The following is a 14,932-nucleotide window of genomic DNA, read 5'->3' as shown; positions in this document are numbered from 1 at the left end:
GGATAGCTTTTTTCTCTCTATACCAGTTATAAATGCTCGCCTTGCAGGCAAAATTAAAGATGTAGCCATTTGACGTTGTGGATTAGAAGCGAGGAGAGTGAAAAATTTGACATTAAATGTTTTTAGAAAAATAATTGGTGGAATTCTCCTTGTTTCATTAATTGCAATTGGTTTCTCAAAACCCTTTCAAGAATATTTGCATATACCAAATACGATTACTCTTTTTGAAGGTCAGCATTTTGAAATGACAAAGGCCAAATTGGTGTCTGCAGAGCTGTCTTCAATGAGTGAAAGCATTGCTCTTAAAGAAGACATACATTCAGTCTCCCTGGAAGGAAATAAGCATGGAGAAAATGAAATGTTTTTAGAGCTAGCAGGTTTTCCGATCAAAAAGGTTGATGTAAATGTATTGAAAGATTTTAAAGTTATTCCTGGCGGTCAATCAATCGGTGTAAAATTAAATACGATTGGCGTACTTGTTGTTGGCCACCATCAGATTGACACTTTAGATGGTAAAGCATCCCCTGGAGAGATAGCGGGAATCAAAATAGGGGACATCATAACTGAAATAAATGGGAAAAAGATTGAAAAAATGTCGGATGTTGCTCCCTTTGTTCAAGAAGCAGGAAATACAAGCACACCTCTAAAAATAATGCTTAATCGTGAAAATGAAAAAATATCAACTGAATTAACTCCGATGAAAGATAAGGCGGAGGGTTCATATAAACTTGGCTTATATATTAGAGATTCGGCAGCAGGAATTGGAACGATGACTTTTTACCATCCAGAATCAAGAAAGTATGGTGCGTTAGGTCATGTTATATCTGATATGGATACGAAGAAGGCAATTGTTGTGGATGATGGACAGATTGTTCGTTCAACGGTCACCTCAATTGAAAAAGGAAGCAATGGGAATCCTGGTGAAAAGCTAGCTCGTTTCTCGCCTGATAAAGAAGTCATAGGAAATATTGTTAAAAACAGTCCATTTGGTATTTTTGGCAAGTTAAATCAAGATGTTAAGAATGGCGTTTTTGATAAGCCGATGCCGATTGCTTTATCCCATCAAGTAAAAGAAGGTCCAGCTCAAATATTAACAGTTGTGGATAATGACGAAGTTAATCTTTTTGACATCGAAATTGTAAGCACGATCCCCCAAAAGTTTCCAGCTACAAAAGGGATGGTCATAAAAGTAACGGATCCTAAGCTATTAGCAAAAACAGGCGGTATTGTTCAAGGGATGAGCGGGAGTCCTATTATACAAAATGATAAAGTAATTGGGGCAGTTACCCATGTCTTTGTAAATGATCCAACCTCTGGCTATGGTGTCCATATAGAATGGATGCTGCATGAAGCCGGGATTAACATCTATGAACAGCCAAGAGAGAAAGCATCTTAATAATAAGGGTTAATGATGGGAGACAGAAGGAAAACCTTCTGTCTCTTCATTTATGTTATAATGGAGTAAAGATTATTCGACAAATATAATGAAATTAGTCGAATTTGAGAGAAAATAAAAGAAAACTAATGAATTTATCCTATTTTTGAGAAAATTTAAAAAAACTAAAGGATTTTCTGTTGCATTGTCGAATTTCTCAATTAGAATAAAAATATAGATGGCAAAGAGACTAACATGGTTCGAGGAGGAAAGAATAAGTGAAGAAAATTAGAGTATGTGTGGTTGATGACAATCGAGAGCTTGTCGGACTTTTAGATGAATACATTTCATCTCAAGAGGATATGGAAGTTATAGGTGTTGCTCATAATGGACAGGATTGCTTGGATATTCTTGAGCATGAAGAATTAGATGTACTTGTATTAGATATTATTATGCCACATTTAGATGGTCTTGCAGTGCTTGAAAAATTACGGGATATGAAGAAAGCGCAATTGCCAAACGTGATCATGCTTACTGCATTTGGCCAGGAAGATGTAACAAAGAAAGCAGTTGATTTAGGGGCATCTTATTTTATCTTAAAACCATTTGATATGGATAATTTAGCTAGACATATTCGTCAAGTTAGCGGAAAAACAAATCCGATTATTAGAAAATCCTCATCGAGCTATCGTCCTCATGTAGAATCTAAGCCAAAGAATCTTGATGCTAGTATTACAAGCATTATTCATGAAATTGGTGTGCCTGCACATATTAAAGGATACATGTATCTTCGTGAGGCAATTTCGATGGTTTATAATGATATTGAACTTCTTGGTTCTATTACGAAGGTTTTATATCCAGATATCGCAAAAAAATATAATACAACGGCAAGCCGTGTAGAACGGGCGATTCGCCATGCAATTGAAGTTGCTTGGAGCCGGGGCAATATTGATTCAATCTCTTCACTATTCGGTTATACGGTAAGTATGTCTAAGGCTAAGCCGACAAATTCGGAGTTCATTGCGATGGTTGCTGATAAACTGCGTTTAGAACATAAAGCGTCTTGAAAGGGCTAGAACCCGTGTAATAATAATGAATTAGAGCGCCCTTAATTAGGAGCGCTCTTTTTTACTGATCGCACATTTACTTATTACGATCGTTATTCTTGGGTAGTTTTCTTATCTGCATCCAGCATTTTTTGCATCAAAATATGCTGAGGCATGTGCATGATTTGTTCAATTGGGAGTTTTAATTTTTCAGCAAGCATTTTTGCTGTTTCAGCCGATATTTGTAAAGGTTTCATTTTTTATTCCTCCAAAGGGGTGATTTGATGACACTTGTATTTGCTCATAGAGGGTATTCGCAGGCATACCCTGAAAATACAATGAAAGCATTTAAAGAAGCAGCCTTAGCGGGTGCTCATGGTCTTGAGCTTGATGTACAGCTAACAAAGGATGGACAATTAGTTGTCATCCATGATGAAAAAGTGGATCGGACCACGAATGGAAAAGGCTTTGTTAAAGATTTTACCTTTAAAGAAATTAGAAAGCTAGATGCTAGTTATAAAAAGAAGAGGCTTTTGCAAAAAGAACCTATCCCTTCATTAGAGGAAGTATTAGAATGGATGACGACGAATCAAATTATCTGTAATATCGAATTAAAGAATGGGGTATTTCCTTATAAAGGAATGGAGGAAAAGGTAATTGATCTTATCCATACGTATAAGATGAAAGATAGAGTAATCCTTTCTTCATTTAATCATTATAGTATTGTTTACTGCTATAGGATTGATCAAGAGATAGAAACGGCTCCGTTGTTTTCGGAAGGGTTATATATGCCTTGGGTTTATGCTCAATCGATTGGTGCAAAGAGTATTCATCCTAGACATACTGCTGCACCTAATGAATTGGTTAGGGCTTCTATAGAATATGGAATTGCTGTACGGCCATATACTGTAAATAAAGAGAAGGATTTGCAAAGATTTTTTGCAATTGGATGCTCAGCTGTTATTACTGATGACCCTGTTAAGGCATTGCAAATTAGAAATAGATAAAATGAAAAAAAGCAATCGGCACATATCGCCGATTGCTTTATTTTTTAAAACGGTTTTGTACTTTATTTCTTTTTCGATCACGGTAAAGGATAAAGCCAGCAACAAAACCCAGTCCTAGTAAAAATAAGAGCAAACCGGCTAGGAACTGCATCCATAAATAGGGGAACGGGCTTTGCAAAATGCCAAAAACCATATCTCTCATCAATTTAATGCCATAAGCTGCTAAAAATCCAGGTATTAATAATATGATTAAAGCAAATATTCTTATCATCAGTAGATCCCTTCATTTTTTTCCTTCTAAAAAAAGTATTCAATTTATATAGAAATTTGTCAAGCACAACAATCATGTATAAAATAAGAATATATGAAAAAAATTGCGTAATAGATAGAAAATTCGTGAAATAATTTTCAAGGCATAAAGGTGGTATTACACATGCAAACAGTCATGATTGTTGGAGCGGGTAAAGGCGGTTCGGCGATCTTAAAGATAATGAGAGAAACAGAGATGCTAAAAGTTACTGCGGTAGTGGATTGTAACCCAGAAGCACCTGGTATAGAAAAAGCAGGGAATGTAGGAATTCCAACAGGTACAGATTGGAGGCAATTTATTGACCAGGATATTGATATCATCGTTGAAGTAACAGGGAGGCAGGATGTTTTCCTAGAACTTCGAGAGGCAAAAAAGAAAGATTCTGTATTGATACCGGGAACTGTCGCCTTTTTAATTGCTGGTCTCATAGAAGAAAAAGAAAAACTTATTTCAAGTATCGAAAATGAGACGTATAAGCGTGATCTAATTTTTAATACAACTGGTGATGGGATGATCGGAATTAACCAAGATTCAGAAATCATTCTTTTTAACCGGAGCGCGGAAAAAATGACAGGGATAAAGGCAAAGGAAGCAATTGGCCGCCCGATAGATCAAATCATTTCAAATACTCGATTAAAACGGGTAATGAAGACTAGGCGAATAGAATCTAATCAGGAACTTATATTGAATAACGGACTAAAAGTTATTACGACAAGGATTCCGATGATTGGTGAGAAAAATGAATTGCTTGGTGCGTTTTCCGTTTTTAAAGACATAACTGAAGTCATGAATTTAGCTGAGGAAATAACGGATTTAAAGGAAATTCAAACGATGCTTCAGGCGATTATCCAATCAAGTGATGAAGCAATATCAGTAGTAGATGAAAATGGAAAAGGGTTATTAATTAATCCCGCTTATTCTCGTATTACTGGTCTTTCGGAGGAAGAAATCATTGGAAAACCCGCAACGACTGATATTTCCGAGGGGGAAAGTGTGCATATGAAGGTCCTTCAAACGAGAAGGGCTGTAAGGGGAGTGGCAATGAGAGTTGGTCCCAATAAAAAGGAAGTCGTTGTCAATGTAGCACCTGTCATTGTGGATGGCATCATTAAAGGAAGTGTTGGGGTTATCCATGATGTTTCTGAGATTGAATCATTAAATAGAGAATTGCATCGGGCCCGACAAATAATACGTACACTTGAAGCAAAATATTCCTTTGATGATATCATTGGGCGTTCTGAGGAGATGACCATTGCTATTGAACAAGCACGCCTTGGTGCCAAAACCCCTGCAACCGTATTGCTGAGAGGGGAATCAGGAACTGGAAAAGAGTTATTTGCCCATGCTATTCATAATGGTAGTGATCGGAGGTACAATAAATTTATTCGTGTTAACTGTGCCGCTTTATCTGAGTCACTTTTAGAAAGCGAACTGTTCGGTTATGAAGAGGGAGCGTTTTCGGGAGCGAAAAGAGGCGGGAAGAGAGGACTATTTGAAGAGGCGAACAATGGGAGTATTTTCCTTGATGAGATTGGTGAGTTAACTGCGAATACACAGGCTAAACTATTAAGGGTTTTGCAAGAAAAAGAAATCACCCGTGTCGGCGGGACTAAGTCCATCCCGATTAACGTAAGAGTGATTGCGGCAACTAATGTTAATTTAGAAAAAGGAATTGCTAGCGGAACTTTTAGGGAAGACTTGTATTATAGGCTAAATCGGATGCCTATTCATATCCCTTCATTACGAAAAAGGAAGGAAGATATTCCTTTACTATGCACTCGGCTTATTCAAAAAATCAATCAAGAATATGGGCGAAATGTAGAAAGTATATCAGATTTTGCTATGAAAAAGCTGATGGAATATGATTGGCCGGGCAATGTTCGGGAGCTGGAAAATATTCTAGGCAGAGCAATTATTTTTATGAATTACAATGAAATTCAGCTAGAAGAACACCATGTTCCTGAATTAATTAAAAAAACGAATAAACCGAATGTACAAATGGAAATGCCGATAAAAAATGATAAAACATTGGCACAGTTAGTTGAACAATATGAAGAAAGAATGATCCTAAAGACCCTCCAGGAAATGGAGGGGAATAAAACGATGACGGCAAAATCCCTCGGGTTGTCCGTAAGGAATTTGTACTATAAGCTAGAAAAATACGGCATTGCAAATAGTAGCATGCAATAATTTTCATGTGTGAAATTTTTTTCACAATAAAACTATTGTAAAAAAGCGTTTTCGCCGCATTTGTATTTTGGCACGCTTCTTGCATATTAGAATAATGAGTGTAGCAACATGAAATTGTAATAAGTGCTTTAAAGGGGTTGAGACGATGGAATTGGATTCGCTTATACAGAGAGCAACCCAATACGAAGAAAAAACTGTAGCAGTTGCTGCCGCAGAAGATCATGAAGTGATCGAAGCTGTCGCTTCCGCGCTCGAAAGGAATTTAGCAAAATTCATATTATTTGGAGATAAAGAAAAAATTCTTCAAATAATGGAAGAGCATCATGGCGATTTAGCTAAGAACGAAAATCTTCAAATCATTCATACTCATTCACCAGCTGCATCTGCAGAACATGCGGTTAAAGCTGTCAAACTGAATGAAGCAAATGTATTGATGAAGGGGAATGTCCCAACTGCTACGATATTAAAGGCTGTATTAAACAAAGAATATGGTCTGAGAGCAGGAAGTGTTTTATCACACGTTGCTGTTTTTGAGGTACCCGGTTTTGACCGGTTTACAATTGTAACCGATGCAGCAATGAATATTGCACCAGATTTAGAGCAAAAGGCGCAAATCACAAGAAATGCTGTCGGAATCGCAAAAAGCATTGGTGTTGACAATCCGCGTGTTGCACCTATCGCAGCTGTGGAAGTAGTTAACCCAGCGATGCAGGCAACTTTAGATGCTGCCGCTTTGACTACTATGAATAAGCGTGGTCAATTGACTGGTTGTATTGTAGATGGTCCACTTGCTTTAGATAATGCAGTATCCTTAACTGCTGCTGAACATAAAGGGATAAAAAGCGATGTTGCTGGACAAGCAGATATTCTGCTAGTACCAACAATTGAAGTGGGAAATGCCCTTTATAAGTCATTGATTTACTTTGCAAAAGCAAAAGTTGGAGCAGTTATTGCTGGGGCAAAAGCACCGATCGTTTTAACATCTAGAGCTGATTCAGCTGAGAGCAAGCTATACTCATTAGCATTAGCGATCTGCTCTGCTTCAAAATAATAAACAAACGTATAATTATTGGGAGGAATTTTAACATGGAAATTTTCAAATATCTAGAAAAGTATGATTATGAACAAGTAGTAATTTGCCAAGATAAAACATCAGGTTTAAAAGCAATCATCGCAATCCATGACACTACATTAGGACCAGCACTTGGTGGTACGCGTATGTGGACATATGCTTCAGAAGATGCTGCAATTGAAGATGCATTACGTCTTGCAAAAGGTATGACTTACAAAAATGCTGCAGCTGGTCTTAACCTAGGCGGCGGTAAAACAGTTATCATTGGTGATCCTAAGAAAGACAAGAACGAAGAAATGTTCCGTGCGTTTGGCCGCTACGTTCAAGGCTTAAATGGCCGTTACATCACTGCTGAGGATGTAGGTACAACTGTTGCTGATATGGACCTTATCCATGAAGAAACTGACTATGTAACAGGTATTTCTCCTGCATTCGGATCATCAGGTAACCCATCTCCAGTAACAGCTTATGGTGTTTACGTAGGGATGAAAGCTGCAGCTAAAGCAGCATTTGGCACTGATTCTTTAGAAGGCAAAGTAGTTGCAGTACAAGGTGTAGGTAACGTAGCGTACCACCTATGTAAACATCTTCATGAAGAAGGCGCTCAATTAATCGTTACAGACATTAATAAAGAAGCTGTACAACGTGCAGTTAACGACTTTGGTGCTAAAGCAGTTGAACCAGATGAAATTTACGGCGTTGAATGTGATATCTATGCACCATGTGCACTTGGCGCAACAGTGAATGACGATACAATTCCACAATTCAAATGTAAAGTTATTGCTGGATCAGCTAACAACCAATTAAAAGAAGAGCGTCATGGCGATATTATTGATGAAATGGGTATCGTTTATGCTCCAGACTATGTAATCAACGCTGGTGGCGTTATTAACGTTGCTGACGAATTATATGGCTACAATGCAGAACGTGCAATGAAAAAAGTTGAAGGTTTATACGATACGATTGAAAAAGTTATCGAAATCTCAAAACGCGATGGCATTCCAACTTATAAAGCAGCTGACCGTATGGCTGAAGAAAGAATTGAAAGAATGCGTAATTCTCGCAGCCAATTCCTTCAAAATGGCCACCACATTTTAAGTCGTAAAAAATAATAAACAGTAAATGTAAGAACAAAAGATAAGGTCAAAGCGCTAAATTGATATTTAGCGTCTTTGACTCATTTAGTAAAAATAGAGCGGATTTATCTCAGCACCTTGTCTTTAAGGTGCCAGACTGCTTTTTAAATGGAGGTTTAACTGTGCAAGAACAAGGACATCGAATTCTCGTTATCAACCCTGGTTCTACTTCAACGAAAATTGGAGTTTTCGATAATGATATTTCTATTTTAGAAAAAACATTACGCCATGATACAGATGTAATTAACTCATTCGAAAATATTATTGATCAATATGAATTCCGAAAAAACGCTATTCTTGAGACTTTGGATCAAGAAGGCTTTAATATATCTAAACTAAGCGCTGTTTGTGGTCGCGGTGGATTGCTAAGACCAATTGAAGGCGGAACGTACTCTGTAAATGATGCCATGCTTCAAGATTTACGTGAAGGATTTGCTGGTCAGCATGCTTCCAATCTGGGCGGTATTATTGCATATGAAATTGCAACAGCTTTAAATATACCTTCTTATATCGTTGACCCTGTTGTTGTTGACGAAATGGATCCAATTGCTCGTATTTCTGGTTTATCTAAAATTGAACGTGTAAGTATTTTCCATGCCTTAAATCAAAAAGCGGTTGCTCGCAGAGTAGCCAAAGAATTAGGCAAAAAGTACGAAGATATGAACTTAATTGTCACTCATATGGGTGGAGGAATTACAGTTGGTGCTCATAAGAAAGGCAGAGTAATCGATGTAAATAACGGACTGCATGGGGAAGGTCCTTTCAGCCCTGAACGTGCTGGAACTGTTCCGATTGGCGATTTAGTTTCATTATGCTTCTCCGGTCAATACTACCGTGAAGAAATTACGAAAATGCTTGTTGGCCAAGGTGGTCTTGTTGGATACCTAGGTACGAACGATGCAGTTAAAGTAGAAAAAATGATCGAAGCTGGCGATGAAAAAGCGAAGCTGGTATATTCAGCAATGGCTTATCAAGTTGCTAAAGAGATTGGTGCTGCTAGTGCCGTCCTTAATGGAAAAGTTGATGCTATCATCATTACTGGCGGACTTGCTTACGGTAAGGGCTTCGTAAAAGAAATCAGCGACCGTATTAGCTGGATTGCCGATGTAATTGTTCAACCAGGCGAAGACGAATTACAAGCTCTTGCTGAAGGTGCACTTCGTGTCCTTCGTGGAGAAGAAAATGAAAAAGTATATCCAGGAAATGTGAATGTAGAAGCTACTGTTTAATAGTAGGGAACTTCTCTTCTTGTAGTATAAATACTGTCTAGCGCAAGCTGCCAGCCCCCCGCAGTACAGGACGTTCTCGTGTCGACTATCCGACAGGATAAGGAAAGCTTCGGCAGCGACACATCGCACGATCAAAAGCGAAGCTTTTGGGAGGACGTCACGCATTTGTTGACCTCGAGGTCACAAGACAACTCTCCCGCAAAAGGTAAAGAATACTTTTCTGTGGGAGAATTGTGTTGTGGGACTGAAGGGTGAGCAAGGCGCTTGCGCTTTTCTGATTAGGAGGAAATATTGTGGCAGAAGAATATGATTTGGTCATTCTTGGTGGAGGAACTGGCGGATATGTAGCAGCTATCCGTGCATCTCAACTTGGATTAAAAACTGCATTAGTAGAAAAAGGAAAACTTGGTGGTACATGCTTACATAAGGGATGTATTCCAAGTAAAGCATTACTTCGCAGTGCGGAAGTATATGCACAAACAAAGCATAGTGAAGACTTTGGTGTTATCACAAGTGATGTTTCTGTGAACTTTGGTAAAGTTCAAGAGAGAAAAGGCAAAATCGTTGATCAGCTTCATAAAGGTGTTCAGCACTTAATGAAGCAAGGAAAAATTGACGTGTTTGAAGGAATGGGACGTATTTTAGGTCCTTCAATCTTCTCTCCAATGCCAGGAACAATTTCTGTTGAAATGAACAACGGAGAAGAAAATGCTATGCTAGTTCCTAAAAATGTCATCGTTGCAACTGGCTCACGTCCACGTACTTTGCCTGGGCTTGAGATTGGCGGTAATGTAATGACATCTGATGAAGCTTTAGCAATGGAAGAAATTCCAAAGTCAATCATTATTGTTGGCGGCGGCGTTATCGGTATTGAGTGGGCTTCAATGCTATCAGATTTCGGAGCAGAAGTTACTGTTATCGAATATTCAGATCGTATTATCCCAACAGAAGATAAAGAAATCTCAAAAGAAATGCAGCGCTTGATGAAGAAAAAGGGTGTAAACATCGTAACAAGTGCAAAAGTTCTTCCTGAAACATTAAAACAAGGGAATACTGTTTCAATTTCTGCAGAAGTTAAAGGCGAACAAAAAGAATTTACAGCTGAGAAAATTCTTGTATCTGTTGGCCGTCAAGCGAACGTAGAAGGCATCGGACTTGAAAATACAGATATCCAAGTGGAAAAAGGCTATATCGTTGCAAATGAATTCTTCCAAACAAAAGAATCTCATATTTATGCGATTGGTGATGTAATCGGCGGATTACAGCTTGCACACGTTGCTTCACATGAAGGAATCGTTGCAGTTGAACATATTGCTGGTGAAAATCCATCTCCAATCGACTATGATCTTGTTTCTAAATGCATCTACAGTTCTCCTGAAGCTGCAAGCGTTGGGATAACTGAAGATCAAGCAAAAGAAAAAGGATTTAAAGTGAAAACTGGGAAGTTCTCTTTTAAAGGAATCGGAAAAGCACTTGTATTTGGTGAATCTGATGGTTTCGTGAAAATCGTTGCCGATGAAGAAACAAATGATATTCTTGGCGTGCATATGATTGGTCCACACGTAACAGACATGATTTCTGAAGCTGGACTTGCTAAAGTACTTGATGCAACTCCTTGGGAAGTTGCGCATACAATTCATCCGCACCCAACATTGTCAGAAGCAATTGGTGAAGCAGCTCTAGCTGTGGATGGAAAAGCTATTCATGGATAAAAATATAGAGAGCTAAAAGATAGCTCTCTAGTACATATTTATTTAGGAGGTTACAAAATGGCTAAAAAAAATCGTCATAAAGATTTAGGTTTAAGCGATGAGAAAGTATTAGAAATGTATGAAATGATGCTTTTATCACGTCGTATTGATGAGCGTATGTGGCTATTAAACCGCGCTGGTAAAATTCCATTTGTTATTTCATGTCAAGGTCAAGAGGCAGCTCAAATTGGTGCAGCATATGCACTTGATAAAGAGAAGGATTATGTTCTTCCATACTACCGTGACATGGGTGTTGTATTAACTTTTGGTATGACTGCAAGAGACTTAATGCTTTCAGCATTCGCAAAAGCAGAAGATCCAAACTCAGGCGGCCGTCAAATGCCAGGACACTTTGGTCAAAAGAAAAATCGCATCGTAACAGGTTCTTCTCCAGTTACTACGCAAGTTCCACACGCAGTTGGTATTGCTTTAGCTGGAAAAATGGAAGGAAAAGACTTAGTAACTTTTGTAACATTTGGTGAAGGTTCTTCTAACCAAGGAGACTTCCATGAAGGTGCAAACTTTGCTGGAGTTCACAAGCTTCCTGTTATTTTCATGTGTGAAAATAATAAGTATGCGATCTCAATTCCAATTGAAAAACAATTAGCATGTGAAAAAGTTTCTGATCGTGCAATTGGTTACGGTATGCCAGGGGTTACTGTAGACGGAAATGATCCACTTGAAGTGTATAAAGCAGTTAAAGAAGCAGCTGATAGAGGCCGCCGTGGTGAAGGTCCATCACTTGTTGAAACGGTATCTTACCGCTTAACTCCACACTCTTCTGATGATGATGATCGTCCATATCGTTCACGTGAAGAAGTTGAAGAAGCAAAATCGAAAGATTCTATTATTACTTTCGCTGCTTACTTAAAAGAAAATGGCATTTTAAATGATGAAAAAGAAAAAGAAATGAACGATCGTATTATGGCAATCGTTAATGATGCAACAGATTATGCTGAAAATGCTCCATATGCTGATCCAGAACATGCATTGAAATACGTATACGCAGAATAGTAAGGGGGAACAAACATGGCTGTAATTTCATATATTGACGCGGTAACAATGGCAATCCGCGAAGAAATGGAAAGAGATCCAAAAGTTTTTGTTTTAGGTGAAGATGTTGGATTAAAGGGTGGAGTTTTTAAAGCTACCACTGGTTTATATGATAAATTTGGTGAAGACCGTGTACTTGATACACCACTTGCAGAATCTGCAATTGCTGGTGTAGGTGTTGGAGCAGCAATGTACGGATTACGTCCAATCGCAGAAATGCAATTTGCTGATTTCATTATGCCTGCTGTAAACCAAATTATTTCTGAAGCAGCAAAAGTTCGTTACCGTTCAAATAATGATTGGACTTGTCCAATGGTTATTCGTGCACCATATGGCGGCGGCGTTCACGGTGCATTATATCACTCTCAATCTGTAGAGGCTGTTTTTGCAAACCAACCTGGTTTAAAAATTGTCATGCCTTCTACTCCATATGATGTAAAAGGATTACTTAAAGCGGCAATTCGTGACGAAGATCCCGTTCTATTCTTCGAACACAAGCGTGCATACCGTCTAATCAAAGGCGAAGTTCCTGATGATGATTATGTATTGCCAATTGGTAAAGCTGATGTGAAGCGTGAAGGAGAAGACCTAACAATCATCACTTACGGTCTATGTGTACATTTTGCACTTCAAGCTGCTGAAAAGTTAGCAAAAGATGGTATTTCTGTACATGTACTTGATTTAAGAACGGTTTACCCGCTTGATAAAGAAGCTATCATCGAAGCTGCTTCAAAAACAGGTAAAGTTTTACTATTAACTGAGGATACAAAAGAAGGAAGCATCATGGGTGAAGTGGCAGCAATCATTGCTGAAAACTGCCTATTTGATCTGGATGCACCAATTATGCGTCTTGCTGGTCCTGATGTTCCTGCAATGCCATACGCTCCTACTATGGAGAAATTCTTCATGGTTAACCCAGATAAAGTAGAAAAAGCAGCACGAGAATTAGCTGAGTACTAAGAAAAGCGAAGGCGACTGTACAGCCGTCGACAAGCATAAGACAGTCAGTTGGTAGGAAGTGATTTTCTTCCTATCAGCTGAATGGCTTATGACCTCGAGGGCTAGGAGCCGCAGCAGGAGAAAAGAAAAGCTTAGGCGGTTGTACAGGACTTTAAGTTCCTGAACAACTGTTGTTTGACTTTTGCTAGAAATTTAAAACAGATCTTAGATAAATTGCAACTAGAAATATAAATGCTTGAAGGAGGTCAATTCCATTGGCTATCGAACAAATTAAAATGCCCCAGCTTGGGGAAAGTGTAACAGAAGGTACAATTAATCAATGGTTAGTTTCTGTTGGTGATAAAGTAAGTAAATATGATCCACTTGCAGAAGTAACGACAGACAAAGTAAATTCTGAAGTACCATCTTCTTTTGATGGTGTTATTAAAGAATTGATTGCTCAAGAAGGAGAAACGTATGAAGTCGGTGCAGTAATCCTTACTATTGAAACAGAAGGCGGCGGTTCAGCAGCTCCTGAAGCTCCAGCAGCACCAGCGACTGAAGCACCTGCAACACCTGCTGCTAGCACTCCTGCTCCAGCAGCAGCAGCTCCAGTTGCAAAAACTGACAATGGCGGCGCACGTTATTCACCAGCAGTTCTTAAGCTTTCTCAAGAGCACGGAATTGACTTAAGCCAAGTAACTGGCACTGGTGCTGGCGGCCGTATTACTCGTAAAGACTTAAATGCATTAATCGAGTCTGGCAATATTCCTAAAGCAGGCGCTGCACCAGCTGCACCTGTACAAGAAACTGCACCAGCAGCAGCAGCTCCAGCTCCACAAGCTGCGGCACCTAAAGCGGCAGCGGCTACAAATGTACCAGTTGTACCTGGTGATATCGAAATTCCAGTATCTGGCGTTCGTAAAGCAATCGCAGCAAACATGCTTAAGAGCAAGCACGAAGCTCCACATGCATGGACAATGATTGAAGTGGATGTGACAAATCTAATGAGTTTCCGTAACTCATTAAAAGCTGACTTCAAGAAGAAGGAAGGCTTCAACCTTACACCATTTGCTTTCTTCGTAAAAGCAGTTGCTCAAGCGCTTAAAGAGTTCCCTATGATCAACTCTATGTGGGCTGGCGACAAAATTGTTCAGAAGAAGGATATCAACCTTTCAATCGCAGTTGCTACTGAAGATGCATTATACGTTCCAGTAATCAAAAATGCTGATGAAAAAACAATCAAAGGCATTGCTCGTGAAATCGGTGAACTTGCTGGTAAAGTACGTTCAGGTAAATTATCTGGAGCAGATATGTCTGGTGGTACGTTCACAGTAAATAACACTGGTTCATTCGGTTCTATCCAATCAAACGGTATCATCAACCATCCACAAGCTGCAATTTTACAAGTTGAATCAATCGTAAAACGCGCAGTTGTTATGGATAACGGAATGATCGCTGTTCGCGACATGGTTAACCTATGTATGTCACTTGACCACCGCGTTTTAGACGGACTTGTATGTGGTAACTTCTTAAAACGTGTGAAAGAAATCCTTGAAAACACTTCTAAAGAAAATACATCTGTTTATTAATATCAAGAAAAAGATTCGCTACAATTATTGTAGCGGGTCTTTTTTATTTTGAAATAACTTATAGCCCTAGAGGTTTAATAGCGGAGAGTTATCCTTACTCTAAAAAGAAAATGATGGTTTCACCTATTTAGTTCGGACATTAAGTAAATTTTTTAAAGAATGGATACATACATTTAGATGGGCACAAAACAGTATATAAACAGAATCGCTGCAGCGCAGAGGATTAATTTCT

The 14,932-nt window shown here is 38.7% G+C and carries 13 protein-coding genes; 11 read left to right on the top strand and 2 right to left on the bottom strand.

Features of this window, described 5'->3' with window-relative positions; genetic code table 11:
- The first annotated feature begins 106 nt into the window (after positions 1-106).
- The gene (spoIVB, locus tag AN957_RS18670; protein WP_053476948.1) at positions 107-1,396 is read left to right on the top strand and encodes a SpoIVB peptidase; all 1,290 of its coding nucleotides are present in this window, start codon (positions 107-109) and stop codon (positions 1,394-1,396) included.
- A gap of 257 nt (positions 1,397-1,653) precedes the next feature.
- Entirely contained in the window at positions 1,654-2,442 is a 789-nt protein-coding gene (gene spo0A / locus AN957_RS18665; RefSeq protein WP_053476947.1) for a sporulation transcription factor Spo0A, read from the top strand.
- A gap of 92 nt (positions 2,443-2,534) precedes the next feature.
- Here spo0A and AN957_RS27030 read toward each other — a convergent pair whose 3' ends face one another.
- Entirely contained in the window at positions 2,535-2,678 is a 144-nt protein-coding gene (locus tag AN957_RS27030; protein ID WP_075209181.1) for a YycC family protein, read from the bottom strand.
- A gap of 27 nt (positions 2,679-2,705) precedes the next feature.
- Here AN957_RS27030 and AN957_RS18660 point away from each other — a divergent pair, with 27 nt between their 5' ends.
- Positions 2,706-3,428 carry a glycerophosphodiester phosphodiesterase gene (locus AN957_RS18660; RefSeq protein ID WP_053476946.1) on the top strand — a complete coding sequence of 241 codons (723 nt, stop codon included), beginning with the start codon at positions 2,706-2,708 and terminating at the stop codon, positions 3,426-3,428.
- A gap of 37 nt (positions 3,429-3,465) precedes the next feature.
- On the opposite strand, the gene AN957_RS18655 is transcribed toward AN957_RS18660, so the two are convergent.
- Positions 3,466-3,699 (bottom strand): DUF2627 domain-containing protein, encoded by a 234-nt coding sequence (locus tag AN957_RS18655; protein WP_053476945.1) that lies wholly within the window; start codon positions 3,697-3,699, stop codon positions 3,466-3,468.
- 162 nt (positions 3,700-3,861) lie between these two features.
- Here AN957_RS18655 and AN957_RS18650 point away from each other — a divergent pair, with 162 nt between their 5' ends.
- The 8 genes from AN957_RS18650 (at position 3,862) to AN957_RS18615 (ending at position 14,700) form a co-directional block, all read left to right on the top strand.
- Entirely contained in the window at positions 3,862-5,928 is a 2,067-nt protein-coding gene (locus AN957_RS18650; protein ID WP_053476944.1) for a sigma-54-dependent Fis family transcriptional regulator, read from the top strand.
- A gap of 145 nt (positions 5,929-6,073) precedes the next feature.
- Positions 6,074-6,979, top strand: coding sequence for a phosphate butyryltransferase (yqiS, locus tag AN957_RS18645; protein ID WP_053476943.1), 906 nt, complete (start codon positions 6,074-6,076; stop codon positions 6,977-6,979).
- A 35-nt stretch (positions 6,980-7,014) separates the two neighbouring features.
- Entirely contained in the window at positions 7,015-8,112 is a 1,098-nt protein-coding gene (gene bcd, locus AN957_RS18640) for a branched-chain amino acid dehydrogenase (RefSeq protein WP_053476942.1), read from the top strand.
- A gap of 146 nt (positions 8,113-8,258) precedes the next feature.
- The gene (gene buk, locus AN957_RS18635; RefSeq protein WP_053476941.1) at positions 8,259-9,365 is read left to right on the top strand and encodes a butyrate kinase; all 1,107 of its coding nucleotides are present in this window, start codon (positions 8,259-8,261) and stop codon (positions 9,363-9,365) included.
- 293 nt (positions 9,366-9,658) lie between these two features.
- Positions 9,659-11,077, top strand: coding sequence for a dihydrolipoyl dehydrogenase (gene lpdA / locus AN957_RS18630; protein WP_053476940.1), 1,419 nt, complete (start codon positions 9,659-9,661; stop codon positions 11,075-11,077).
- Positions 11,078-11,134: 57 nt separating this feature from the next.
- Entirely contained in the window at positions 11,135-12,130 is a 996-nt protein-coding gene (locus AN957_RS18625; protein WP_056685505.1) for a thiamine pyrophosphate-dependent dehydrogenase E1 component subunit alpha, read from the top strand.
- 15 nt (positions 12,131-12,145) lie between these two features.
- The gene (locus AN957_RS18620) at positions 12,146-13,129 is read left to right on the top strand and encodes an alpha-ketoacid dehydrogenase subunit beta (protein WP_053476938.1); all 984 of its coding nucleotides are present in this window, start codon (positions 12,146-12,148) and stop codon (positions 13,127-13,129) included.
- Positions 13,130-13,383: 254 nt separating this feature from the next.
- The gene (locus AN957_RS18615) at positions 13,384-14,700 is read left to right on the top strand and encodes a dihydrolipoamide acetyltransferase family protein (protein WP_053476937.1); all 1,317 of its coding nucleotides are present in this window, start codon (positions 13,384-13,386) and stop codon (positions 14,698-14,700) included.
- Positions 14,701-14,932: the final 232 nt, after the last annotated feature.

Source organism: Cytobacillus solani, assembly GCF_001420595.1.
Classification (GTDB): Bacteria; Bacillota; Bacilli; order Bacillales; family Cytobacillaceae; genus Cytobacillus; species Cytobacillus solani.
Note: the sequence above shows the minus strand (reverse complement) of the source record. Positions and strands in the feature narration are given on the sequence as shown.